Genomic DNA, 25,586 nt, shown 5'->3' with positions numbered 1-25,586 from the left:
GGCGACAACATTCAGCTGGAGATCACGCTGCATACGCCAGTCGCGATGGAGAAGGGTCTGCGCTTCGCTATCCGCGAAGGTGGACGCACCGTCGGCGCCGGCACCATCAGCGAGATCATCAAGTAAAGCGATTTCAAACGAATGGCGGCAGGGAGGATTCTGCCGCCTATCTTTTTTGATTTATTGCCACATTGTCCTACTCGACGGCTATATCGTTCTGACAGTTTGGCGCGATGGCTTTCCTGAAACACGGTTTTAAGAGATAATTTATGAGGACGAGCGTGGCCTGACCGCTTTTCTTTCCGTCTTACAATCAGGATTTGGTTGCAGGGGCCATTGCCCTGTGTTGCGGCGTGTCACTACGCTGCTTGCCAGCCGAAGTGGCCGGCCACGTTAGAAGGAGATTCACTATGCGCGAGATCATTACTCTGCAGTGCCCGGAGTGCAAGAACAGGAACTACTCAACCACGAAGAACAAGAAGACGACCACCGGCCGTCTGGAGTTCTCGAAGTTCTGCAACACCTGCCGCAAGCACACGGACCACAAAGAAACCAAGTAATCTCCAGCCGGATTTGGGGTGAGACGAACGGTCTCACTCCGCACCCACGGGGGAGTAAGCTCAACGGTTAAACTGTCGGTCTCCAAAACCGAACTTCTCGGTTCGAATCCGAGCTCCCCCGCCAGTTTGCCCGGTCCCTCAAGTCCGGGAATAGATAACAGAACGCACTACGAAGATTGAGGCAGTACTATGGCCAAGACAATAGCGGTAACCGAACAGCCCAACACCGGATTGCAGCAGTTGAAGTCGCAGCCAGCACGTCTCGGTGAGTTCCTCAAGGACGTTCGCAGCGAGATGCGCAAGGTGATTTCTCCCTCGCGCGCCGAGGTGCAGTCGACCACAATCGTTGTCCTCGTCACTGTCTTCATCTTCGCCGCGTACTTCTGGCTGGTGGACAACATCATCGGACGGGCGATCGAAGCATTGCTACATCGCCTGACCCAGCACTAAAAGATTTCGCACTCCGAGTAAGAGCGGTAGAGAGAAGTACACGATGCGTGAAGAAGGCATAACGATGGCGGCAGAAGAGCAAAATCCGGTCGAGCAGAATCCTCAGGGAGATCCCACTGAGCAACTAGCCCCCCCGGTCAATGAGAACTTCAAGTGGTACATCATTCACGCTTACTCGGGCTTCGAGCGCAAAGTGCGCGAGTCTCTCGAGAGCCGTATCACTGCTTTCGGCCTGCAGAACCGCATCGGTCGCATCATGATTCCGACCGAACCGGTGACTGAACTGCGAAACGGCAAGAAGTACACGATCGAGCGCGTTTTTTTGCCTGGCTACGTTCTCGTCGAGATGGATCTCGACAACGATCTGTGGCACGTTATCAAAAACACCCCGCGCGTCACCGGCTTTTTGGGAACCGGCGACAACCCGGTTGCGCTCTCTGAGCAGGAAGTCAGCTCCATCCTCTTCCGCACCGAGACCGCGGGCAACAAGCCAACCATGAAGGTCAAGTTCGACAAGGGCGAGCAGGTCCGCATCAACGAAGGTCCTTTCGCTAACTTCACCGGCGCGGTCGACGACATCAACGAGGACAAGCAGACCCTCAAGGTCATGGTTAGCATCTTCGGTCGTTCCACCCCGGTCGAGATCGAGTTTTCCAAGGTCGACAAGATCGTCGACGAGTAGTTCGAGAGTTTTGAAATAACATTAAGCAGCAGGCGTTCCGATACATCGACGCCCGCCGCTGGAAGAGCAAAGAGGATTTACCCGAATGGCACCGAAGAAGATCACTGGATACGTCAAGCTTCAGATCCTGGCCGGCAAGGCCACCCCTGCACCTCCGGTCGGGCCCGCGCTCGGCCAGGCTCAGGTCAACATCATGGAGTTCTGCAAGCAGTTCAACGAACGCACCAAGGCTCCTGACATGGCCGGACTCACCATCCCCGTTGTCATCAGCGTCTACGCGGACCGCACCTTCAGCTTCATCACCAAGACGCCTCCGGCTCCGGTGCTCCTGCTCAAGGCTGCCGGCATCGAAAAGGGCTCAGGCACTCCGAACAAGGAGAAGAAGGGCAAAGTGACCGAAAAGCAGATTCTCGCCATCGCGACGCAGAAGATGCCGGACATGAACGCAACTACGGTCGAGGCTGCAGCGAAGACCATCCGTGGCACCGCTCGCTCGATGGGCATCGACGTCGTAGCCTAAATTCGCATCGCCAACTGACCTCCGCTTCTACGAGCGAGGACGCATAGGAACCATCACCGACTTCGTCTGTCGGCCATGGCATCCAGGCGTCCTCTTTCGTCGTTAACCTCACTTTCTGTTTTTTCAACTGGGGTTAGGGGCGGCCCGTCCCGGAGGTTTTCGAGTCAGAGGTTGGCAGTATAAAGCGACATCAAACCTGTCCTTCAGATTTGAAAGCTTTGCCCTACGCCGCCTGCGACTTTGTCTTATCGGCCTCGCGGGCCGGATCCTCCACCAGGTTCGCATCTCTCACCTCTTCTATGCTCTAGGCAAACAATCTCTGCTGTCTGACGACGGTTCCCACATTCTGCGCGGGCCTTTTGCCTCCGCCTTCTTCGTTCCGAGTCAGCAGAGCATCGCTCGAGCGTTTTCCCAGACCGTACCGCCGGCACGCGCCATCGACCAACTTTGCCAGTCGTTCGCGATACTCTTTTCCGGCAAAGTCTGCCGTCGCAAAACGTTTCGCGTAGTCGCCCTGCAGCGCGGGGAAGTGCTCACGAACGAAGCTCAGGTAAGTAGGACGTGAACACGGCTTGAGGAAGAGCGGATGTGCTGCGAAGAAACTCGCACCCATCGCGGCGGCTCGGCGAACCAGGCCGTCCAGCGCTTCCTCGGTATCTGTAATTCCAGGCAGCAGCGGCGATCCAAACACACCTGCGACGATTCCGGCCTCTCGAAGCCGCTTCACAGCCTGAAAGCGCAGGTCTGGTCGAGGCGCCCTAGGCTCCTGCAAACGTGCGAGCTTTACATCGGGCGTCGTAATCGTCACATGCACTACCAAGGTGTTCCGGCGTGCGATCTCGACCAGCAAATCAGTATCGCGTTCAATCAGGCGCGACTTCGTCACGATCCCGAGCCTGTATCCCTCTTTCCGCGCAAACACTTCCAAGAGGCTGCGTGTGATCCTCGCCCGTCGTTCGATCGGCTGATAGGGATCGGTCGCAGTGCCCAGAGCGACTTCATCTCTCCGATCGATCTTCTTCAACTCCTGCTCCAGCAACCACGCCGCGTTTTGCTTCAGGAAGATCATTCGCTCGAAGGTGAGCGGATCGCGGAAATTTGCCACGGGGACTGTCCCACCTTGCATCGATTCGCCCAGAGCCTTCGGCGCCATGAACTCGTGGGTATACCGCGCATAACAGTACTTGCACCCGAACTCGCATCCCCGATAAGGGTTGATGCTGTAGGCCAGGGAGAGTTGCCGCTTCGAGATCGATCGGTTCAGAATGCTACGTACCTCAAGCGCTTTGAATTCAATCAGGTGACCATCGTCGGCGTGCTCTGCTTCGGCGGCCATGCGAGCGATTCCAATTGGCGCTTGAGGAAGAATCGGGAATAGTGGAGCATCGTTTGATTTCGCCATTTGTTCGCCTTATGATGTCGAGAGTAGGCGCGCATTTCTAATCCGTCAAGGGCCAATTTAGTAGACTTCCTCATATGAACTCCGCCCTGGCGGGAAAGCGACCGCCGTTTCGCTTCCGGCCCGAAACCCCGATGAGCGATGAAGACCTGATGCGCTTCTGTGCTGCGAACGACATCACGCGTATAGAACGCGAGGTGGATGGGGAGATTCTTGTCATGTCGCCCGCAGGGAACCGCACCGGCAGAAGGAACGCGGCCATTATCAGCGCACTCGACACCTGGGCCCAGAGAGACAGACGCGGCTATGTCTTTGACTCCAGTACCGGTTTCAGCCTGCCGGACGGTTCGATGCGCAGCCCCGATGCCGCCTGGATTGAGTCTTCTCGATGGAATGCGCTCAGCCGTGCGGACCAGAACCGTTTTTCGCCCATTTGCCCGGACTTTCTGATCGAGCTGCGCTCACAGTCTGACGACCTTGCGAAGCTTGAGGACAAGATGAAGATGTGGCTTCTCAATGGCGCGAAGTTGGCCTGGCTGATCGACCCGGACCGCGAGATCGTCTCCGTTCACCGTTCCGATGCGGCGCCTGAAATCCATCATCGGCCAGCTGTAGTTCAGGGGAGCGAGCCCATCGATGTATTTTCGCTCCCTATGGCGAGAATCTGGGGCTGAGCGGACAGAATGTTCCCCCCAAACGTTGACCTTTTCCCGAATTCACGGCATACTTATAAGAGTGTCTCAATGTCCAATTGAGGCCAGTCGAGAACCACGCCCGGAGAGAACAGCTCCAGAGGGGTGGGAGACGAGGGAAAATGGCAAGGAAGCTCTCTAAGAATCTAGTAAAGGCGCGTGCGCTCGTAGAGCCCCGTCCTTATCTGTTGGCGGACGCTGTTCCGCTCCTGCAAAAAGCAAAGTATGCGAAGTTCGACGAGACCGTCGACCTAACCATGCGTCTTGGCGTTGATCCTCGCCACGCGGACCAGATGGTTCGCGGCACTGTGGTCCTTCCGCACGGCCTTGGCAAGTCCAAGATCGTTGCCGTGATCACCTCAGGCGATCGCATCAAGGAAGCAGAAGCCGCTGGCGCTGAGTTCTTCGGTGGCGAAGAGTTGGTTGAGAAGATTCAGAAGGAAGGCTGGACCGCCTTCGATGCTCTGATCGCGACCCCCGACATGATGCGTTCGGTCGGACGTCTCGGCAAGGTGCTCGGCCCCAAGGGTTTGATGCCGAATCCGAAGACGGGTACGGTCACTACCGACGTAGCCGCCGCGGTCAAGGAGATCAAGGCCGGTAAGATCGAGTTCCGCACCGACAAGACTGCACTGGTTCACGTTCCTGTCGGCAAGCTCTCATTCGATCCGCAAAAGCTGGTTGACAACGCGATGACCGTCATCACGAGCGTCGTGAAAGCCAAGCCGTCGGCCGCCAAGGGCAAGTACATCAAGGGCGTCACCCTGAGCTCGTCGATGGGCCCCGGAATCCAGCTCGACTACGCCGCTGCCGAACTGGCAGGCAAGGCCTAATCAATTTAGTTAGCACGAAACCCCCTCTGGCCGCGGAAGCGAGGAGCGGGGCAAGCGAAAGCGAAGAGGATTTAGTCATGGCATTGACCAGAGCATCAAAGACGGAGAAGGTGAAGCAGCTCGCGATTGAGCTCGAGCACTCGACCTCCGCTATCATCGGCACCTTCAAAGGCCTCACCGCCGCGAAGGACTTCGAGCTGCGCAAGACTGTCCGCGCTGCCGGTGGCAACTATCACGTCGTCAAGAACAAGCTGGCTGCACGCGCCAGCGAAGGCACCAAAATTGAGTCGGCGCTCCAGGGCCTCAAGGGTGTGTCGGCTGTTGCCTACACCTCAGGCGACCCCGTTGCCCTCGCGAAGGCCCTTTCGACCTGGGTCAAGGATAACGCGGAGTTCACCTTCAAACTGGGCATCGTTGACGGCAAGGTGATCGACGTGCGCGAGATCGGTGATCTCGCCACCATGCCAGGCAAGGAAGAGCTCTTCTCGAAGCTCCTGTTCCTTATTCAGTCGCCTGCGCAGCGTTTGGCTACGGTCATCAACGCTACCGGCCGCGATCTCGCGGTTGTCATCAATCAGGGCGTCGAAAAGGGCAAGTTCGCCGGCGCAGCCGCTCCGGCAGCTGCAGTCGAAGCGCCGAAGGCAGAAGCCGCTGTTGCTGAAGCGCCAGCCGCTGAGACTCCAGTTGCCGAAGCTCCCGCAGCAGAAGGTCAGCTCATTGCTGAGACTCACGCTGTTGAAGCTGCGGCCGCCGAGCAGCCTGAAAACTCCACCGCATCGCAGGGCGGGGAAGCTGCGACCACGGACCCGGTCGAAGGCTAAACCAAGTTTCGCCTGGTCTTCCCGGGGGCGCTGGTCTGGGCGCAACGGAAACCCTGGAAGGCATAGGCAGCCAAAGCGCAGTCAGGCTTTGGTAGAGCAATAAGCACCACAAAGTTCAGTTCTAAATTGGAGAAATAACATGGCAGACATCCAGCAGTTGGAAGATTCAATCGTTAGCCTCAGCCTCCTCGAGGCTTCGGCTCTGGTCAAGAAGCTCGAAGAGCGTCTCGGCGTTTCGGCAGCAGCAGCAGTTGCAGCCCCGGCAGCAGGCGGCGGCGCAGCGGCAGCGGCTCCGGTCGAAGAGAAGACCGAATTCACCGTCATCCTGAAGGATGCCGGCGCGAATAAGATCAACACCATCAAGGCTGTACGCGAAGTCACCGCTCTTGGGCTGAAGGAAGCCAAGGATCTGGTCGATGCCGCTCCCAAGCCCTTGAAGGAGAACATTTCGAAGGATGACGCAGCTGCCATCGCGAAGAAGTTCGAAGGCGTTGCGACCGTAGAAATCAAGTAATTAACAGTTAGCTTGCACGTTAGGGCGGAACGCGATATTCTTGAGGTTAGAGAAAATTCGTTCCGCCTCGGCGTGCTCCTTGGCGGACTGCTGTATCCAGCATAAAACTTCGGTTGTCTCCGGATCATCCTGTCTTCGCAGGCTAAGGAACCGGCCACTATACGCTTCGAGCGGCGGATGCGCATAGTGCAATAAGAAACATGCGAGCGGCACAACTTTGGGGTAGGCGAACCTCAATGGCGGCAGGCATTAATACCACCTATATAGAAACAGTGCACAAGTCGACCTTTGCGCTCATGGGGCATGCTGTCCCTGCGAGCGCTTTGCCGTGTTTATGGGCGTCCCCGTTACTTGAGGGGCAAGCAGCATTCTGCACGCGTTCTTTATAGCAGCTTAGAACGCTCGCAGGTAGTAAAAGTTTTAAGTTTTATCCGCGCCGCGGACCATTACGGCAAGACATTTTGCGCACGGGACTCGCTGCCATCGAGGACAGCAAGACCCGAGGAACTTAAAAACTGCGCGATCAGAACCAAACCCGGAGGGCCTGACCGAAGCCCTCCCCTCACGAGTGAAGCCAGCAATACGATGCCGGCAGACGCACTCGGGAGGCCTCGACGGTCAGTTTTCAGGAGAGAGCATGTCTGGCGAGTCCAACAACAGCGAAATGCGCGCTATCCGAAGCCGTCTTGATTTTTCCAAGATCCCCACATCCATCCAGATTCCTAACCTCATTGAAGTTCAGCGCCGCAGCTACGAGCGCTTCCTGCAGATGGACAAGCTCCCGCAGGAACGCGAAGACAACGGCCTGCAGTCCGTTTTCACCTCCGTCTTCCCGATCACCGACTTCCGCAACGTCTCCGAGCTCGAGTTCGTCGACTTCTCGATCGGCAACTGGGAGTGCAAGTGCGGCTACCTCAAGGGTCTCAACCACCTGCGCACGGCCTGCACCAACTGCGGCCACATGGTCATCACTGACCCCTTTCATCCGGGCGACGTTCTCTGCAACTTCTGCGGAACTTACAACAAGAACACCCCTGACTTCTGCACCAAGTGCGGCGACCCTGTCGGGCTGCAGCTGAAGTATGACCAGGCAGAGTGCGAAGAGCGCGGCATGACCTATTCCGCTCCCCTCAAGGTCACCATCCGCCTGAAGATCTACGACAAGGACCCCGAGACCGGCGTCAAGAGCTTGCGTGACATGAAGGAGCAGGAAGTCTTCTTCGGCGACATTCCGCTCATGTCGCAGAACGGCACGTTCATCGTCAACGGTACCGAGCGCGTCATTGTCTCGCAGCTTCACCGTTCGCCCGGCGTCTTCTTCGAAACCGCGAACAACCGTACCTACTTCCTCGGCAAGATCATTCCGTACCGCGGCAGCTGGGTCGAGTTCGAGTACGACCAGAAGAACACTCTCTATGTCCGCATCGACCGCAAGCGCAAGTTTCTCGGCACTATCTTCCTGCGCGCGCTCGGCCTGCGTACCGACGAGGAGATTCTCAAAACCTTCTACACCGTCGACACCATCAACGTAGCCGACGGCAAGCTGCACTGGAAGGTCGTTCCTGAAGGCCAGCTCAGCAACCTCCAGGGCACGCGTCCGGCCCATGCCATCACCGTCAAGGGTGAAGAAATAGCTCCTGCCACACGCAAGATCTCAGCTCACACCGTGAAGGGTCTGCGCAGCCACAAGATCGAGTCGGTCGAAGTTGAAACCAGCGAGTTCGATGGCGCGATGACTGCCTCCGATGTCGTCGATCTCACCACCGGCGAGCTGCTCTACGAAGCCAACCAGGAGCTGACTGCCGACAAGCTGCACAAGATTATCCAGTCCGGCGTGTCCAGCATCGAGGTCTTCTTCCCTGAGCGCGACGACGTGGGCAACATCATCACCAACACCCTTCGCCGCGACTCCGTACGCAAGCCTGAGGAAGCTCTCATCGAGATCTACCGCAAGCTGCGTCCAGGCGACCCACCGACGCTTGACACCGCGACTGCGCTCTTCGAAGGCATGTTCTTCGATCCGCGCAAGTACGACTTCTCTCGCGTCGGCCGTCTCAAGTTCAACATCAAGCTGTACGAGAATCAGGATCCCTCTGGCCTTGACAACCGCACGCTCACGCCTGAGGACTTCTACGGCACCATTCGCTACCTCCTCAAGCTGCGCAAGAACATCGGCGTCGTCGATGACATCGATCACCTTGGCAACCGTCGCGTTCGCGCCGTCGGTGAGCTGATGGAGAACCAGTTCCGCATCGGCCTCGTCCGTATGGAGCGCGCCATCAAAGAAAAGATGTCGGTCTACCAGGAGATGTCGACCGCGATGCCGCACGACCTCATCAACGCCAAGCCAGTCATGGCAGCGATTCGTGAGTTCTTCGGCTCCTCGCAGCTCTCGCAGTTCATGGACCAGACCAACCCCCTCTCGGAGATCACGCACAAGCGTCGCCTCTCCGCCCTTGGACCCGGTGGTCTGTCGCGTGAGCGCGCAGGCTTCGAAGTTCGCGACGTGCATCCCACTCACTACGGCCGCATCTGCCCGATTGAGACGCCGGAAGGCCCGAACATCGGTCTTATCTCGTCGCTCTCCTGCTTTGCGCGCATCAACGAGTACGGCTTCATCGAGTCGCCCTACCGTCGCGTGAAGGATGGCCGTGCGCTCGACTACGTCTCCGTCTCGAACGCTGGTGAGTCCGGTCTGCGTCAGGGCGACTATCTCGAGATTGAAGAGGCCCGTGCCAAGAACGCAGAGTTGAAGAAGGCTGGCAAGCGCACCATGGACCTTGCACCTTTCAGCTTCTACCTCTCGGCCTGGGAAGAAGACCGCCACACGATTGCGCAGGCGAACATCGAGCTCGATGAGAAGCTGAACATCGTGCAGGATGTCGTCGACGCCCGTCGTCAGGGCAACTTCGTCCTCGTCAACAAGTCCGAAGTGGACTACGTTGACGTCTCGCCGAAGCAGCTGGTCTCGGTTGCGGCTTCGCTCGTGCCGTTCCTCGAGCACGACGACGCCAACCGCGCGCTGATGGGCGCCAACATGCAACGGCAGTCAGTTCCTCTGCTCGTTGCCGAGGCTCCGTTCGTCGGTACCGGTATGGAAGGCGTCACCGCCCGCGACTCCGGCGCCGTCATCCTGGCCAAGCGTAACGGCATCATCGACTCGGTCGACTCCGAGCGCATCATCGTGCGCGTAGAAGGCGAGCATCACCCCACTCAGCTCTCGCGTGAGGTTGGTTCGGACATCTATCAGCTCACGAAGTTCAAGCGCTCCAACCAAAACACCTGCATCAACCAGAAGCCGATCGTTCGCAAGGGTGATCGCGTGGTCAAGGGTCAGGTTATCGCCGACGGTCCTTGCACTGAGCAGGGCGAACTCGGCCTCGGCCGTAACGTTCTGGTCGCCTTCATGCCGTGGCGTGGTTATAACTTCGAGGACGCGATCCTCATCTCGGAGAAGCTGGTCCGCGAGGACTACTACACCTCGATCCACATCGAGGAGTTCGAGATCGAAGCCCGCGACACGAAGCTTGGACCGGAAGAGATCACGCGCGATATCCCCAACGTCAGTGAGCACGCATTGCGTGATCTCGACGACTCGGGCATCATCCGCATCGGCGCGAAGATCGGTCACAACGACATCCTCGTCGGCAAGGTAACGCCGAAGGGTGAAACTCAACTGACGCCGGAAGAGAAGCTCCTCCGCGCCATCTTCGGTGAAAAGGCCGGCGATGTTCGCGACGCTTCTCTCACGTGCCCTCCGGGTATCGAAGGCACCGTCGTCGACGTCCGCATCTTCTCCCGCAAGGGACAGGAGAAGGACGAGCGCGCCAAGCAGATCGAGCAGGAGATGATCGAGAAGCTCGAGCGTAACCTCGCCGACGAGATTCGTATCCTCACCGACGAGCGCCTCAAGCGCCTCGAGGCCATCCTCGGTGCGAAGGAAGTTCTCGCCGACCTGCACGACGAGCGCACCAACAAGAAGCTGCTCAACAAGGGCGATATCCTCGACCGCGACACCATCGAGCTCATCAGCACCCGTAACCTCAAGCGCATCCGCTACGCCGACAAGGACCCCCGCGTCAACGAGCAGATCGATGAGATCGAGGAGATGACCTCACGTCAGATCGATGTTCTCCGCAAGATCACCAACGAGAAGATTGGCAAGATGCAGAAGGGCGACGAACTCTCGCCTGGCGTCATCAAGATGGTCAAGGTCTACATCGCCATGAAGCGCAAGCTCTCTGTCGGTGACAAGATGGCCGGCCGCCACGGTAACAAGGGTGTTATCGCCCGCATTCTGCCGGAAGAGGATATGCCGTACCTCCCAGATGGAACGCCCGTCGAGATCGTCCTCAACCCGCTCGGCGTGCCCTCACGTATGAACGTCGGTCAGATCCTCGAGACGCACCTCGGGTGGGCAGCACACACCCTGGGCGCACAGATTGCTGAACTTGCCGCCACGATGGAGTCGGCCAACGAAGTCCGCGAGCTCTTCAAGGCGCGCTTCGCCGGTACCGCCGCACTCAACCAGCTTCTTGATCTCGACGACGAGCAGACTCTGCGCGTTGCCGCTGGCATGAAGCGTGGTATCTGGTTCGGTACGGCAGTCTTCGACGGCGCACGCGAGACGGAGATCAAGGCGCTTCTCAAGGCCGCTGGTCTTCCGAGCTCGGGCAAGTCGCAGCTCTACGATGGCATGCTTGGCGATCCATTCGAGCAACCCGCCACCGTCGGCTACATCTACATGCTCAAGCTGTCGCACCTTGTTGATGACAAGATCCACGCTCGTTCCATCGGACCGTACTCGCTCATCACCCAGCAGCCGCTTGGTGGTAAGGCGCAGTTCGGCGGACAGCGCTTCGGTGAGATGGAGGTCTGGGCCCTTGAAGCTTACGGCGCCGCCTACATCCTGCAGGAGCTCCTCACCGCCAAGTCCGACGACGTATTCGGCCGTACCAAGATCTACGAAGCCATCGTCAAGGGCGAAGCTGCCATAGAGCCGGGTGTTCCCGAGTCGTTCAACGTTCTTATCCGCGAACTGCAGTCCCTCTGCCTCGACGTCGAACTGATCAAACAGGCCGACCAGAAGAAGCAGCCGCTGCCAGCCATCGCCGCTGCAGATTAGTCGATACCGCTCCACCCCAGGCACGGTCCTTCTGAATGAGGCTCACGCTCAACATTCACGAAGGGCCGGCTAAAGGGGAAGAGCAACAAATTGAAGCAGGCAGTGGACCTAACCACCCACCGCCCAGCAGAAGTAAAGCAGCAGTAACCAGCAGCAAGGCGCAAAAAACGCCAGACACTGCATACGGAGACGTCAAATATGTTTCGCTCCAGCCCATTTGAACTGACCGGACCCATCGCCGACTTCGACGCCATCAAGATCCAGCTCGCCAGCCCCGAGAAGATCCGCAGCTGGTCGCACGGCGAAGTCACCAAGCCAGAAACCATCAACTACCGCACCTTCAAGCCCGAGCGCGACGGCCTCTTCTGCGCACGTATCTTCGGACCTATCACCGACTGGGAGTGCCTCTGCGGCAAGTACAAGCGCATGAAGCACCGCGGCGTCATCTGCGACAAGTGCGGCGTCGAAGTCACCCTCTCGAAGGTCCGCCGCGAGCGCCTCGGACACATCGAGCTCGCCAGCCCCTGCTCGCACGTCTGGTTCTTCAAGGGCCTTCCCTCGCGTATTGGCCACCTGCTCGACATCAGCCTGCGTGAGCTCGAGGCCGTGCTCTACTTCGAGTCCTACGTCGTCGTCGATCCAGGCGATGCGCCCGTCAAGGAGCGCGAAGTCATCAAGGACGAGACTCGCTTCCGCGAACTCGATCAGCAGTATCGCCCCTCTGGCTTCAAGGCCATGATGGGCGCCGAGGCCATCAAGGAACTCCTCAAGCGCGTTGAGATCGCCGAGCTCTCCATCGAGCTACGCGAGCGCATGAAGACCGAGACTTCGCTCCAGAAGAAGCTCAAGTACTCCAAGCGTCTCAAGATCGTCGAGGCCTTCCGCAAGTCCGACAACTTACCCCAGTGGATGATCCTCGATGTGATCCCCGTGATCCCGCCAGAGCTTCGCCCCCTCGTTCCGCTTGATGGCGGCCGCTTCGCCACGTCCGACTTGAACGACTTGTATCGCCGAGTCATCAACCGTAACAACCGCCTCAAGAAGCTGATGGACCTCCATGCTCCTGAGGTCATCGTCCGCAACGAGAAGCGCATGCTGCAGGAGGCCGTCGACGCTCTGTTCGACAACGGCCGCCGTGGCCGCGTCCTTCGTGGTGCGAACAATCGTCCGCTGAAGTCGCTCTCTGACACCCTCAAGGGCAAGCAGGGCCGCTTCCGTCAGAACCTCCTCGGCAAGCGCGTTGACTACTCCGGCCGTTCGGTCATCGTCGTTGGTCCTGAGCTGAAGCTGCACCAGTGCGGTCTTCCCAAGAAGATGGCGCTCGAGCTCTTCAAGCCCTTCATCTATCACCGCCTCGAGCAGACCGGTCACTGCACCACCATCAAGCAGGCCAAAGAGATGGTCGAGATGCAAGAGCCAATTGTCTGGGACATCCTCGAAGAGGTCATCAAGGATCACCCGGTTCTTTTGAACCGCGCTCCGACGCTTCACCGTCTCGGCATCCAGGCCTTCGAGCCCGTGCTCGTTGAAGGTAAGGCAATCAAGATCCATCCGCTCGTCTGCACCGCCTTCAACGCGGACTTCGACGGCGACCAGATGGCCGTTCACATCCCGCTTTCGCCTGAGGCCCAGATCGAAGCCAGCGTACTCATGCTCGCTTCGCACAACATCCTCTCGCCCGCCAGCGGTCAACCGATCACCGTCCCGACGCAGGACCTCGTCCTCGGCCTCTACTACCTCACCAAGGCGAAGGTTAACGCCAAGGGTGAAGGCCGCGTCTTCGCCAACATCGAAGAGGTCTTCATGGCTCTCGAAGCGAAGCAGGTCGAAACCCTCACCCCGATCCGTCTGCGCTACACCGGCCCTGTCCTCGACATGACCACCGCGTACGACGATCAGGACCTCACCCACACCGAGCCGGTCGAGTTCAACAAGCAGTACATCAACACGACCGTTGGCCGCGCCATCCTCAACGATGCGCTCCCCGAGGGTATGCCTTACGTCAATGGTCTGCTCAAGAAGAAGGGCATCGGCCAGCTCATCAACTACTGCTACCTGAACCTCGGCCTCGAAGTCACGGTTAAGACTCTCGACCGCGTCAAGGATCTCGGCTTCACCTATGCCACGCGCTCCGGCCTCTCGGTCGGGCTCGACGACATGGTCATCCCCGACTCCAAGTACACCGTCGTGGGCGATGCCGAAAAGCAGGTTCTCGCCATGCAGCAGCAGTACCTTGACGGAGCCATCACCAACGGTGAGCGCTCCAACAAGGTCATCCAGATGTGGTCGGGAGTCACCGAGCGCGTCGCCGATGAGATGTTCAACAACATGAAGCGTGCCGACAAGGAAGGAGCCATGAACCCGATCTACATCATGGCCGACTCCGGTGCTCGTGGATCCAAACAGCAGATCCGTCAGCTCTCCGGCATGCGTGGTTTGATGGCTAAGCCCTCCGGCGAAATCATCGAAACCCCCATCACGGCGAACTTCCGCGAAGGTCTCACCGTGCTCCAGTACTTCATCTCGACGCACGGCGCACGTAAGGGCCTCGCCGACACCGCACTCAAGACCGCCGACTCGGGTTACCTCACCCGCCGTCTGGTCGACGTTGCGCAGGATGTCATCATCTCGCACAACGACTGCGGCACCGTCGAAGGCATCTACGTTACCCCCATCATCGAAGCCGGCGAGACCATCGAGCCCCTTCGCGACCGCATCATCGGCCGCGTATCGCTCGAGAAGCTCAAGGACTTCGAGGGCAAGACCATCGTCGACATCAACCAGGAGATCGACGAAGACCTCGCCAACGCCATTCAGGCCGCGGGTATCGAGCGCGTCAAGATTCGCTCGGTGCTCACCTGCGAGTCCAAGCGTGGCGTCTGCATCCTCTGCTACGGCCGTAACCTCGGTTCCGGCAAGATGGTGGAGATGGGCGAAGCCGTCGGCGTCATCGCGGCGCAGTCCATCGGCGAGCCCGGTACTCAGCTCACCATGCGTACCTTCCACATCGGCGGTACGGCATCGCGCGTATCTGACGCCTCGCACCTCGAGGCCAAGAACGTCGGCACCGTGCGCTTCATCAACCTCGTCACCGTTCGCTCCAAGGACGGCGGCCTGGTCGCCTTCAACCGCAACGGTTCTCTTGCCATTGTTGACGAGAAGGGCCGCGAGAAGGAGCGTTACGCTGTCGTCTACGGTGCCAAGCTCAAGGTCGAAGAGGGCACGCAGGTACAGCAGGGCACACGCCTCGGCGAGTGGGATCCCTACACTTTCTCCCTCCTCACCGAGATCGCTGGAACCGTCCAGTTCAAGGACCTCCAGGAAGGCGTCACCCTCAACGAAGAAGTCGACGAAGTCACCGGCCTCAGCCGTCTCGTCGTTGCCGACTCCTCCGATGAGAAGCGTCAGCCCGCGATCATCATCAAGTCTGCTCAGGGCAACAAGCGTTACCTCATGCCTTCACGCGCTCACCTCATGGTGGCCGACGGCGACGAGATCTTCCCCGGCGACATCCTTGCCAAGATCCCACGCGAAACAACGCGTACCAAGGACATCACCGGCGGTCTCCCACGCGTCGTCGAACTCTTCGAGGCCCGCAAGCCACGCGACCCGGCAATCATCAGCAAGATCGATGGTGTCGTTCGCTTCGGTGAAGTCTCCAAGGGCCAGCGCAAGGTCTACGTCACTGCCGACAACGGTCAGGAAGAGGAGTACAGCGTTCCCCGCGGTACGTACGTCAACGTGCAGGAAGGCGAACGCCTCCGTGCCGGTGATGCACTCATCGACGGTCCTCGCAACCCGCACGACATTCTGGAAGTTCTCGGCGAGCGCGCACTGCAGCAGTACCTCGTCAACGAAATCCAGGAAGTCTACCGGCTCCAGGGCGTTACCATCTCCGACAAGCACATCGAAACCATCGTTCGTCAGATGCTTCGCTGGGTCAAGATCGAAGAAGTCGGTGACACCAGCTTCCTCGTCGATCAGCAGACCGACCGCTTCCGCTTCAACGCCGAGAACCAGCGCGTGTTGATGTCCGGCGGCAAGCCTGCCATCGGCCGTTCGCTCCTCCTCGGCATCACCAAGGCGTCGCTGTCGACCGACAGCTTCATCTCGGCCGCCAGCTTCCAGGAGACCACCCGCGTACTCACTGAAGCCAGCATCAACGGCTCCATCGACACGCTCCGTGGCCTCAAGGAAAACGTCATCGTAGGCCGCCTCATCCCCGCCGGCACCGGCATGGAGTACTACCGCAACGTCCAGCTCTCACCAGAGCTAGAGGAAGCGGCAGCCCAGGTCCAGCAGGAAGTGGCATCCGCCATCGAAGCCGAAGAGCGCGAGCTAGAGCAGATGCGCATGGAAGGCGAACAAGAAGAACTAGCCGCCGAGTAGTACTTCGTACCGTTCTCGACGCTTTGCGTAAAACCTTAAACTACAGCAACAACAAAGGGCGGACTCGAAAGAGTCCGCCCTTTGTTTTAGTCAAGTTGAAACCGACGCTATATCGAAAATTCTAGGACTTGATTACTTCCAAGATCTGACGAGCTACTTCCTCGATCCCGGGAGCGGTGGATACGGCCAGCTTGTCAGCGAGCATCGGAGAGAATGCAGCCACTTCAGTTTGGGTCAACTCGTGCCAAACCGGTAAAATAACCTTTCTCCCCTGAACTTCTCTAGCTACTAGACCATTTAGCTCCTGCTGAGGCCAGTGCTTAGAGAAAAAACTCTTGCTCAAAATAACGATTCCAAATTTTGATTTCGCGAGGCCTTCGTCAATCTTCTGCCTCAAACTGTCCCCAAGCTTCAGCGTGCTTTCATCGAACCAAATCTTTAGACCATGGCTCGACAATACTTGAGCGAGAGGTCTAGCTACCAGTTGCTTATCTTCACTCGCATGAGAGATGAACAGGTCCCATTCCGGTTGACCCCCCTTTGGCTTCCTTGCATTCAAGACCTGAGGTACCGGTATGGCTTGTCTAGGGATGATTTCTATTGCTTTGCGCCTTGGGATGTTGAGTGAAGAGAGTACAGTTTCACGCGAGGAGAATGACTCCTTCCTTGCTTTCCATTCGGCCGATGCTAACAATGCGAGTTCTGTTCGAAACTGATCTACAGAAGTTCCAAGGTTAAGAAGGTATGACTTGATACTCCTGATCTGTTCATCGATTGTCGACTTAAGGGCAGCGGCTCGTTCTTCCGAGACTTCGTAAACGAGATGAAGTTCTTTTGACTTCACGTCTCCTCGCGGTGGGTTTAGCGTAAAACTCGCAGGCTGCACTTCGAACAATCCGCCGTCTCCGGTGAAAGGGACATGAACCGTAATTCGAAGTCCTTTTATGTAAAACGGTCGCGAACGATCAACAAACGGACGGTTTGGGTCGCGACTGACGTCGATGTCGACTTCTTCTTCCGTCAATTCCATCCGATCTTCATGGAGTACAGGGACTGAAATATCAAACTCATCAACCAAACGTTTTACGACGTCTTCATCGTTACCCGCCATCCACGCTTTAGGTGCAGATCGAGCTTTTTCTTTCATCGCCCGCTTTTGATTTTCGAGCACACTGTAGATGTCGTGCTTATTAAACAGAAGATTTGAAGCCATTAGTAGAATTTACCTCATCACAAACGGTTCCATCCGGCGCCCCATACTCAATTTTGAGATGTAGGTATTTAGGCGGGCGGCCCGGTGTCCATACATAAAACCTAGGGGGGGGTGGCCCATACATGAATCTTTGTATACATCGGGTGCGGGTTCCCCATTCATGCGGTCTCATCGCATGAGTGGGCATTCGCGCTACGCGCGAACCGTTTTAAACATTCGTTTGGAGCAGGTACAGCGATCGACTAGCGATACAACTTCAGAGCTTGTGGGAGCGTTTGTGGAGATGATATACGAGGCCTGCATCCAAGAACGCGGAACCGACACCTTGATTGGAAGCACCCGCGACCGCTCCTAATTCGACGGCCCGAAGATCGAAGGAGTCACTCAGGCGAACATCAAGACCGCCAGCGAACTCCACGCCGCCACTGGTAAATCGTGTGGATTGTGGAGTGAGACCTTCAGCTGCAGGGCCCGTAATGTCGTTGATCTTGAAAGTTGAGGTGGCCACTCCGCCTCCGAGCAGGAAATAAGGCCGAAGCACGACGCGTTCCGGCACGAACCCGATTCGAAGAGCAGCAGCCGCCAAGGCTCCTCCACGAGAGCCAACACCGAAGGAGCCGCGGACATCCACTCCCGCGGTCAGGCGACTCTGTATTGGGAAATCGTAGAATACGCCACCGATGAACCCGGCCGTGTCACCCTTCGCTGCGGAGGTGTTGTTATTTTCGAAGTCGTAATTGACGAGCGCGACCGATCCGTAGATTGATGTTTGCGCAATGGCATTCTGTTTTGGAACCAGGAGAAGCAGCAAAGAGAGCAATGTAGTGAAGCGAAAGAGGGTCACCAGGTTCCTTATTTCGGGGTATTGGGTTCAACATGACTCGATAGTTGCAAGTGGAGTCTATCCATCAATCTCAATAGTCGAAATGACCTGATCGTGGGAGGGCGAGTAGCCCACCCTTGGCCTTACTGTTTCGCCTCCATCCTTCGTGCCCTTTGCGAAGGGTGGGATGTAAATCGTCCGAACCAGAGCGTCTAGAATGGTGCCGCGCTTTCCCAAAACGGGAAAGCCCAAAAATAAATCTAAAAAAGTGGCGTATTTTTCGTAGCCGATTTAAGGTCGCTTTCTGACCATCTTTCACCAGCATTCCACCACGATTTCACCATCAAAAAACCACGTTCTGCACATCGTTTTTCGCGAAACCCCCCGCAAAACACGAACTCCACCATGCCAGAAAAAAAGCAAAAACTAATTCTCAGCCATGATCGCTTTTCGGCCATAGGAGCTGATCAAATAGAACGCAACTCCGAAAGAGATAATGTCCTTGAAGAGAAACAGGCCAGTGTTGTTCATGTAATGGATGCCGTGAACCACGACGGTATCATCCGGAGTCGAGATCAACATGGTGCTTGTGGTGAAGAACATGCCGACTAGAATGATCCCGCCCACAATGCCTGCTTTAGGTTTGAAGTAGCCAATGATTAGCAGGATTGCTGCTGTCCATTCCGTGAGCCCGATCATATCCCCCAAAATATATGGTCCAAAGAGCTTGAACTGTGGACTGGTCAATGGGCTGTTACTGACAAGCGGGATGATGCCCTCTGCTCCCGGTGCCGTCATCTTGAATTTCCCCGCCCATAGCAACATCACGATCATTCCAATGCTGCAAATAAGGAAAGGAATATTTCGATCTGCGACATACGCCGCGATCTTCGTGAGCACACTCTTCGCCTGCAGTCCGTTACCCCATGCCCCAGTCGATGTGGTTTCAGCCATAAAGACTCCTTCATGTAAGGTCATCATTCGAGCAGATGACCCACATTTAAAAGTCTATATCTGGTCCTGCATTTCGATTGGTGAAATGTAGGCATTCACGTTACGCTCGAACCGCTTCTCTTGGCATAACGCAAATCTTCGCCAGCCCGACTGAGCATATCAAGCGATTCGCGAGCCACTGGTCGCGAGTGTTAAAGCTGTTCGCAGGAGCAACTCCAGCTAGGAAGCTCTTCGAGCAACCCGCATCCGGCAGAAGCCAATTTGCAAGAGACCGGCAAGGCCGGTGCCGAGTAGAACAAGGCTTGAGGGCTCAGGTGTGGTCGCATCTCCCATCACCACGTAGTCGAGCGACGTGATCTCCTCGACCACCTCTGTAGAATCCCCGCCAATACCACTGTAAAGACCGCTACCGTAGCAGGTCGTTGTTACGAAGGTAGGCACCGCCCCGGTGCCGGCGAGAGGCGGAATGTCCTGGCAGGTACCGTCGATTTCGAAAAGGTACTGGAAATTTGGTCCAAAGTTGGTGAACGCGAGCGCACCGCTAAAGAAGTCTACTGTGTCGAAGCTGTATGGGGTTGGAAAGTCGGGCGACTGCACGAGGGGGTACAGGAAATCGCCATAGTAATACGGCTGGAGATAGTAGAACACCTGGTCGGGATCGAACGAGAAGGTGGTCGAGCCGGTGTCGTCGAAGTTGTGGTAGACGTAGTCGATCGTGACCGTCACCAGAGGATCGGCCTGAGCCGCAAGGCAACCGCCAAAGAGCACTAGACACAAAAGACAAAGGTATCGACGCATGAACGCCTCCCAAATTCTTCGAAGTGACAAATAGTAGCCCTCCACCTCTCGCTGCGCAATATGAAAGAATTTGCATGCTGCTGATAAATAGATGGTTACAGCCTGGCAATGCTAGGTAGCAGACATAGGTACTCACTCCCATGCATTGGCGCGGAATGCGCCTATTCGGTGCCTTGGCCTTCTGCGCTGGCGCGCACCATCTTTCACTTCTATACTGACGGCTCACTCCCAGGAGCCATCATGTTTAAAACAATTGGCCTCATCCTTGTTCTGGCTGTAGCTGCAATTCTTCTTCTCGCGTCTACCAAGCCGAGCAGCTTCCGAGTCGAGCGTTCCACCACCGTCGCCGCTCCGCCCGAAAAGATCGCTGCCCTCATCGACGACTTTCATCAATGGAACGACTGGTCGCCCTGGGCGCATCTCGATCCCATCATGAAGACCACTTATTCAGGCCCACCCAGCGGCGTCGGCTCCGTCTACGTGTGGGAAGGGAACAGCAAAGTAGGTAAGGGCCGCATGGAGATCCTCTCCATCGAGCCTACAAAAACCACCATCGAACTCGACTTTCTCAAACCTTTTGAGAGCCGAAACACCGCTGACTTCGTGCTCGAACCGCAAGGCACCGGCACCCGCGTCAATTGGATTATGAATGGCCCGATCAGATTCTTTCCCGGCAAAGTGATGAGCGTCTTCACCTCCATGGACAAGGTGATCGGCCCCGACTTCGACAAAGGCTTAGCCAACCTGAAATCCGCTGCCGAACACTAGGGTGAGTCACCCCAGCTCAGTGCCCACTTCACCCTTCGACGGAAGCCCCAACTTCCCGCTCCTGGACATAGTTGCCCGAATCGCCTGCGTCTCGCACTTCGTTCCTCTGTCCCACTGAGCGCAACTGATTTGGCACAGCAAGCGAGATGCGGAGGCCAGGCGATGCATTCATGGCACTGATGACCCCATGATGCGATTCAATCGCTCGTCTCGCAATGCACAGGCCCAGACCCAGGTTGGTCTGCGACGCCGAGCGGGCAGGGTCCACCTGAAAGAACGGATCAAAGATTCGATCGAGTAGATCCTTCGGCACGCCCGGTCCAAAATCGCGCACCGAGATAGTGGACCACTCTGCGCTCTGCTTGAGAACAACTTCGATCGTCGCCCCTTGCGGCGAATAGCGGACGGCGTTGCGCAGAACATTGTCGATGGCTCGTTTCAGATCCTCTGGGCGACCGAGAATAAGCTCCGGCGCCGAACCTGTGCACGCAATCGAGCACTGCTTTGCAGTCGACTCCAACCTGCAATCGTGAACCGATTCGGCGACCATCGTCTCCAGATCCATCAGAGTGTTCTGCCTGTCGTCCTCGCCTCCGCCCAGAGGACTGATGCTAAGCGCAGTCAACTCCGAGACTAGGAAGCCCAGACGATCCAGATCCCGCTTGACCTCGTCCAGGGCGGCTTGTTGATCTTCCGCGGTCCGGGCCAACTTCGTGGAAAAACTCAATCTCGCTAGCGGAGCGCGTAGTTCGTGAGAGAGGTCCTGCAACAACTGCCGCTCCCTTTTGAATGCACCCTCGATTCGATCCGCCATCGAGTCATATGAGCGAGCCAGGATGCCAATCTCGTCCTTGCGTGTTGCTCGTATCCGCACTCCCATATTGCCGACACCGAAACTACCGACAATAGCCGCTGTCCTTCGTAAGGGCAGTACTATATAACCCGTGCAAAGAGCGCCCAGGCTAAGCACGATGCCTATGATGAGCAGATAAAACGAAACGAAGGATACAGGTGTCGATTGGATTGGCTTGGTGGCAACGAACCAGTAGGCCCCGTCGTCGGATTGCTGTTCGAGATCGAAGATGCCATGATGTTCGCCACGGGCACGGGTCAACGGCGCGGGCGGAAGTAAGTCGAAGTGGTTGACACCATTTTCAACATCTCTTCCAGAACGATCGAGCAGAAGGTGTGTGCCCCCGAAGTCGGCATCGAGCCGGGCAAGATAGGTCCGCAGAGCAGGAAGCCCGCCGTTTTCGAGCGCCGAACGCGCGTCCTGCAACTCGATGCGGTCCATGGTATGAAAGACAGGCTCGATACTGACCCGGTCCATCTTGTCGAAGAAGCCGTGTGCCAGCAATAAACAAATAACCAAAACAAAGAGGCAGCCAATGCTGACCGCAGTTGAGAGCGAGCGCATCATCGGACGTACTCTTCTGTGGCAGCGGGTGGTACGGCTGCGGGATCTCCGGTGGCTAGCAGGTATCCAACGCCGCGCACCGTCTGAATTCCTGCTCCCGCCCGTCCAAGCTTGGCGCGTAAGTGACTGATGTGCACGTCCAGGCTGCGATCGAAGAAACTGGGCTTGCGCTCCTGTATCGCTATCGTCAGGGCATCGCGCTTCACCACGCGGCCGCAAGCCCGGCTCAACATAAGTAGCAGGTCGAACTCGACAGTTGTGAGGTCGACCTCTACATTGGCGCTCAGCACCTGGCGGCTTGATTCAGAGATGCGAATGGCTCCAAAGCTCTGCCAGCCGGCCTCCTGTTTAGGTGCCTGGGAACGTCGAAGGACGGCGCGAATTCTGGCAACAAGTTCTTCGGGCTCGAAGGGCTTGCAGAGATAATCATCCGCTCCTTTGTCGAAACCATTGAGCCGATCGGCTGACAGACTTCTGGAGGTCAGCATGATCGTGGGAATGCTGCTGCTGCGGCGCGTCTGACGCAGGACCTCGAACCCATCGAGAAGCGGGAGGGTAACGTCGAGCAACATCAGGTCGTAGGCACCCGACAGTGCCTGTGCCACGCCATCCCGCCCATCGACGCTACAGGTCAGCTGGTATCCGGCGCGATTAAGATAGAGCCGCATCAAACGGCAGAGTTCAACGTCATCGTCCACAAGAAGTAAAGACGGCCACGACTCAGAGGATGAGGACGAGCCTGCGGCTGAGCTCATCATGCGCGAACCCCCCGCGCCGCCGCGGCTTCGTCCTCTCTGAATCGACCTGTCATAACGTCACTACTGAGCAGAGTTCGTGTTGGAGCTCTGCTTAGAATCTGAATCTACAATTGTGATGCTTGTCGACTGCACTTTCAAGCCTCGAAGCACAGACTTATCTCCCTCGTGATCGACGGAGAGAGCAAGCGGACCAGACGGGGCCGCTGCGGTGGTCATTGGCACCGAGAAGTTAGTTTTATTTCCAGAGATAAACAACTCATTGGAGCCGTCCGCCCACTTGACCGAGTAGTCGCCCGGATTGAGCAGGTGGCTTCCCACATAGACCTTGTCATAAAGCGTGATGCTGGTAGAGTGCTTTCCTGCGGCATACGAGACGCTCGCGAATGAAACCATGGCCAGGATTGTGATCAATAGCTTTTTCAAGTTACCCCCTCTTTGCTCCAGCTAGCTGGCAGCTAGATTGATTGAAGCATCGGTCATCGCCCGCGAATCATAAGAAGTCTTAATTTGGCGTCCGAGGGTGGTTGGCCCCGACTTCGACAGAGGGCCTGACAACGAACCTCAAACCAACAATCCTTCAATCGCGGTCAAGGAGCCAATATGAGCGACAGCCCCAAAAATCCAGGCCTCGACGGTCGTTCCCGTGACAAAGACGGGCAGATCGACCACAAGCATCCCACCACGAAGATCAAACACCTGCGTGAGCACTACGGAAAGCACTTCGCCCCGACTGGGACGGCGAGCGTACTCTCGGCGAACTACTCAAGGAGTCCAAGTTCGAATCGCTCTCGCAATACGTCAAGCATCACGGGCATCATCCCGCGAGCTGAAGCTCTCTTAAAGCGAAACCGTAACTGGAGCCGCGGTCGATGCTCGAATCCGCATCGGCTGCCGCTTCCAATATGTCAGCGAGCGCCACACCCACTCCATCGGTCCAAACTCAAAGTACCGCAGCCAGACTGAGCTGAACGCCATATTGAAGATCCACATCCCCAGTACGGCATAGTAAATCTTGTAGTACTCCACATAGCCATACCAGTGCCACGCTCCCCACACGAAGATCGTCTTCATCGTGAGGCTCGTCAGCAAATAATTCGACAGCGCCATCTGTCCCACAGCCGCAACCCGCGCCAGCAGCCACCGAAACACTCCCGCCTTTATCAGAATCAAGAGCAGCGCAGCATTTCCCAGCGCGCCCGCAATCCTTCCGATGTCATACGGCGCCTGCATCCAGATATACGTATTGAACATGTCGAAGTGTCCGGCCCACGCCTTCCACGCGCCAATGCCAGTCACCGCCCAGCCGACCGAAAGCCCGATCACAGCAATCCACGCATACGTCTTCATACTCAGCCGGCCCGGTAGAAATCCATTCTTGTACAGCGCCATGCCGAGTAGCATCAGCCCCACCCAGTCGCCAAACCCGAAGTAAGCCCCCTTCAGCTCGCCTAACAAAACGTTTTGAGCGACGTGCCCCTGCGCCGACCAGTAGCCCTTCTGCATGGGGGCGATGTCTTCAAACTTTTTCTTATCCGGTGCACGCCAGCGGTCCTGGGCATTCTTCCACTTCTTCAGATCGCTGATCTCATCCTCGGTCAGCGTCTGGTGTTGCGCCAGTTTCGCGTCAGCCTTCGCCGCCGCCTTCTTCGCGCTATAAGCGCTGCCGTACTGACCGCCCATCATCAGGATCGAGTTCAGGAACAAAATGATCCCCGCAGTCCACATCAGTCGCTTCACACGAACATTGCGGAATGGAAACAGAAACAGCAGCGCCGCCACGCCATAGTAGAAAAGTATGTCGCCGTCCCAGATCAGGTATCCATGGAGCATCCCAATCAGTACCAGCCACATATTGCGCCGCGTAAAGATATCTGCCGCCTTGATCCCAGCCCCGCGCGACAGCGCTCGCTCCGTCAGCAGAATCACGCCCGCCCCAAACAACATGGAAAACAGAGCGCGCATCTTGCCCTCAGCAAAGATCCAGCGCAGAAACCACATCGTGGTGTTGATCTTCCAGTGCGGTCCATCGAATACCGGCTTCACCGTGCTCAGCGGAAACGCGTAGTTATTGAATCCATACGCAAAGTCGCAGATGTTCATCACCAGGATGCCCATCAGCGAGAAGCCCCGCAGCACGTCCATGCTGCTGATCCGCTCCGCACGTCCAACCGGCCTCGTTGCGCTCAACTCCTCATGCGCCGGTCCAGCCAGTTCCTCGGGAGCTCCCGACGCAATCATCCCCTCATCGACACCTAATCCAGTAACACTCGCCATCACTCCTCCAGGAGCACTCGCAAGTTTCTCGGCCCAGGCCCGTGCGCGACAATTCATTCACCGTATATTCACCCGCAGTATTCCATCCGCACTGCCGCCAATCAAGCGAAATTGCTTGATCCTGCTCATCATTACGGTTCCCAAGCAAGTCGCTCTCCAGAGAAACCTCTCGCCACGCCCCGACCGCTGAAGAAAAAAACCAAGCTCTATAGCCTGCACTTACGTTTGTCGCTTATCTTTGGTTCCCCGCAATTTCACTCCATCGATTTAGGCGCTCTAACCCGATCACATCATCAAAAAAGAACCATTCACCTACCGCCCTATCCGAAATCACCGCTTCACCGCATCAGAAAGAAATCGCACTCTCGCCCATTCTGCATCCAACCACCCATGGCATCCTCCCCAGTCCCGCCACCCGACAAAAGACCAGCCTTCTGCAGTCCAGTCCTGCTCATCGTCATCACCTGCATCGTGATCGCTTCGATTGCGCTCTTTATCATCTTCCATCCGAATCCCAGCGGCAAAGGCCAGCAAACCCCCGCTGCAACACCCGCAGCCTCGCAATGACGACCCAATCGCTCCAACAGAAAAAGACA

At 57.1% G+C, this 25,586-nt stretch carries 21 protein-coding genes, 1 tRNA gene and 1 pseudogene; 13 read left to right on the top strand and 10 right to left on the bottom strand.

The features are described 5' to 3' along the window. From tuf to rplK, 6 genes and pseudogenes are all read left to right on the top strand, one after another. A pseudogene (tuf, locus tag HDF14_RS17480) lies at nt 1-126 on the top strand (elongation factor Tu); the annotation flags it as partial. Nucleotides 127-410: 284 nt separating this feature from the next. Beyond that, on the top strand, nt 411-560 hold the full coding sequence (gene rpmG / locus HDF14_RS17475; protein WP_013579310.1) for a 50S ribosomal protein L33: 150 nt from the start codon (nt 411-413) through the stop codon (nt 558-560). Nucleotides 561-608: 48 nt separating this feature from the next. Continuing rightward, nucleotides 609-684: transfer RNA gene (locus tag HDF14_RS17470), tRNA-Trp, on the top strand. A gap of 65 nt (nt 685-749) precedes the next feature. Continuing rightward, on the top strand, nt 750-1,010 hold the full coding sequence (gene secE, locus HDF14_RS17465; protein ID WP_183979112.1) for a preprotein translocase subunit SecE: 261 nt from the start codon (nt 750-752) through the stop codon (nt 1,008-1,010). A gap of 43 nt (nt 1,011-1,053) precedes the next feature. Then, nucleotides 1,054-1,692 (top strand): transcription termination/antitermination protein NusG, encoded by a 639-nt coding sequence (nusG, locus tag HDF14_RS17460; RefSeq protein WP_183979110.1) that lies wholly within the window; start codon nt 1,054-1,056, stop codon nt 1,690-1,692. An 85-nt stretch (nt 1,693-1,777) separates the two neighbouring features. Further along, on the top strand, nt 1,778-2,212 hold the full coding sequence (rplK, locus tag HDF14_RS17455; RefSeq protein WP_183979108.1) for a 50S ribosomal protein L11: 435 nt from the start codon (nt 1,778-1,780) through the stop codon (nt 2,210-2,212). Between the two features lie 304 nt (nt 2,213-2,516). Here the strand turns inward: rplK and HDF14_RS17450 are convergent, their stop codons facing one another. Next, nucleotides 2,517-3,614 (bottom strand): SPL family radical SAM protein, encoded by a 1,098-nt coding sequence (locus HDF14_RS17450; protein WP_183979106.1) that lies wholly within the window; start codon nt 3,612-3,614, stop codon nt 2,517-2,519. Nucleotides 3,615-3,745: 131 nt separating this feature from the next. On the opposite strand from HDF14_RS17450, the gene HDF14_RS17445 reads away from it, so the two are divergent. From HDF14_RS17445 to rpoC, 6 genes are all read left to right on the top strand, one after another. Beyond that, nucleotides 3,746-4,285, top strand: a complete 540-nt coding sequence (locus HDF14_RS17445) for a Uma2 family endonuclease (RefSeq protein WP_183979104.1) — start codon at nt 3,746-3,748, stop codon at nt 4,283-4,285. Between the two features lie 140 nt (nt 4,286-4,425). Then, nucleotides 4,426-5,136, top strand: a complete 711-nt coding sequence (gene rplA, locus HDF14_RS17440; protein WP_179585107.1) for a 50S ribosomal protein L1 — start codon at nt 4,426-4,428, stop codon at nt 5,134-5,136. A 77-nt stretch (nt 5,137-5,213) separates the two neighbouring features. Next, nucleotides 5,214-5,957 carry a 50S ribosomal protein L10 gene (gene rplJ, locus HDF14_RS17435; RefSeq protein ID WP_183979102.1) on the top strand — a complete coding sequence of 248 codons (744 nt, stop codon included), beginning with the start codon at nt 5,214-5,216 and terminating at the stop codon, nt 5,955-5,957. A gap of 139 nt (nt 5,958-6,096) precedes the next feature. Then, nucleotides 6,097-6,471: a 50S ribosomal protein L7/L12 gene (gene rplL, locus HDF14_RS17430; protein ID WP_183979100.1), complete on the top strand. Its 375-nt coding sequence runs from the start codon at nt 6,097-6,099 to the stop codon at nt 6,469-6,471. Between the two features lie 637 nt (nt 6,472-7,108). Continuing rightward, nucleotides 7,109-11,596, top strand: coding sequence for a DNA-directed RNA polymerase subunit beta (gene rpoB / locus HDF14_RS17425; RefSeq protein WP_183979098.1), 4,488 nt, complete (start codon nt 7,109-7,111; stop codon nt 11,594-11,596). Nucleotides 11,597-11,794: 198 nt separating this feature from the next. Continuing rightward, on the top strand, nt 11,795-15,985 hold the full coding sequence (gene rpoC, locus HDF14_RS17420) for a DNA-directed RNA polymerase subunit beta' (RefSeq protein WP_183979096.1): 4,191 nt from the start codon (nt 11,795-11,797) through the stop codon (nt 15,983-15,985). Between the two features lie 121 nt (nt 15,986-16,106). Here rpoC and HDF14_RS17415 read toward each other — a convergent pair whose 3' ends face one another. The 4 genes from HDF14_RS17415 to HDF14_RS17400 form a co-directional block, all read right to left on the bottom strand. After that, entirely contained in the window at nt 16,107-17,198 is a 1,092-nt protein-coding gene (locus HDF14_RS17415; protein WP_183979095.1) for a toll/interleukin-1 receptor domain-containing protein, read from the bottom strand. Between the two features lie 256 nt (nt 17,199-17,454). Next, the gene (locus HDF14_RS17410) at nt 17,455-18,042 is read right to left on the bottom strand and encodes an outer membrane beta-barrel protein (protein ID WP_183979093.1); all 588 of its coding nucleotides are present in this window, start codon (nt 18,040-18,042) and stop codon (nt 17,455-17,457) included. 405 nt (nt 18,043-18,447) lie between these two features. Beyond that, a complete protein-coding gene (locus HDF14_RS17405) occupies nt 18,448-18,975 on the bottom strand; it encodes a DUF417 family protein (protein ID WP_260698351.1) in 528 nt (175 codons plus the stop codon). Between the two features lie 219 nt (nt 18,976-19,194). Then, nucleotides 19,195-19,773 (bottom strand): PEP-CTERM sorting domain-containing protein, encoded by a 579-nt coding sequence (locus HDF14_RS17400; protein WP_183979089.1) that lies wholly within the window; start codon nt 19,771-19,773, stop codon nt 19,195-19,197. 240 nt (nt 19,774-20,013) lie between these two features. Here HDF14_RS17400 and HDF14_RS17395 point away from each other — a divergent pair, with 240 nt between their 5' ends. Further along, entirely contained in the window at nt 20,014-20,541 is a 528-nt protein-coding gene (locus HDF14_RS17395; protein WP_183979087.1) for an SRPBCC family protein, read from the top strand. A 28-nt stretch (nt 20,542-20,569) separates the two neighbouring features. On the opposite strand, the gene HDF14_RS17390 is transcribed toward HDF14_RS17395, so the two are convergent. The 5 genes from HDF14_RS17390 to HDF14_RS17370 all read right to left on the bottom strand — a co-directional run bounded on the left by HDF14_RS17390 (nt 20,570) and on the right by HDF14_RS17370 (nt 25,490). Further along, nucleotides 20,570-21,961 (bottom strand): HAMP domain-containing sensor histidine kinase, encoded by a 1,392-nt coding sequence (locus HDF14_RS17390; RefSeq protein WP_183979085.1) that lies wholly within the window; start codon nt 21,959-21,961, stop codon nt 20,570-20,572. Next, the gene (locus tag HDF14_RS17385; RefSeq protein WP_183979175.1) at nt 21,958-22,713 is read right to left on the bottom strand and encodes a response regulator transcription factor; all 756 of its coding nucleotides are present in this window, start codon (nt 22,711-22,713) and stop codon (nt 21,958-21,960) included. Before HDF14_RS17385 ends, HDF14_RS17390 begins: the two co-directional genes overlap by 4 nt. 63 nt (nt 22,714-22,776) lie before the next feature. After that, nucleotides 22,777-23,139 carry a hypothetical protein gene (locus HDF14_RS17380; protein ID WP_183979083.1) on the bottom strand — a complete coding sequence of 121 codons (363 nt, stop codon included), beginning with the start codon at nt 23,137-23,139 and terminating at the stop codon, nt 22,777-22,779. A gap of 414 nt (nt 23,140-23,553) precedes the next feature. Continuing rightward, nucleotides 23,554-24,990 carry a DUF418 domain-containing protein gene (locus HDF14_RS17375; protein WP_183979081.1) on the bottom strand — a complete coding sequence of 479 codons (1,437 nt, stop codon included), beginning with the start codon at nt 24,988-24,990 and terminating at the stop codon, nt 23,554-23,556. Between the two features lie 338 nt (nt 24,991-25,328). Next, on the bottom strand, nt 25,329-25,490 hold the full coding sequence (locus HDF14_RS17370) for a hypothetical protein (protein ID WP_183979079.1): 162 nt from the start codon (nt 25,488-25,490) through the stop codon (nt 25,329-25,331). Between the last annotated feature and the right edge of the window lie 96 nt (nt 25,491-25,586).

Source organism: Tunturiibacter gelidiferens, assembly GCF_014201335.1.
Taxonomy (GTDB): domain Bacteria; phylum Acidobacteriota; class Terriglobia; order Terriglobales; family Acidobacteriaceae; genus Edaphobacter; species Edaphobacter lichenicola_E.
The sequence above is the reverse complement of the archived record's forward strand: the minus strand, read 5'-3'. Positions and strand labels throughout refer to the sequence as shown.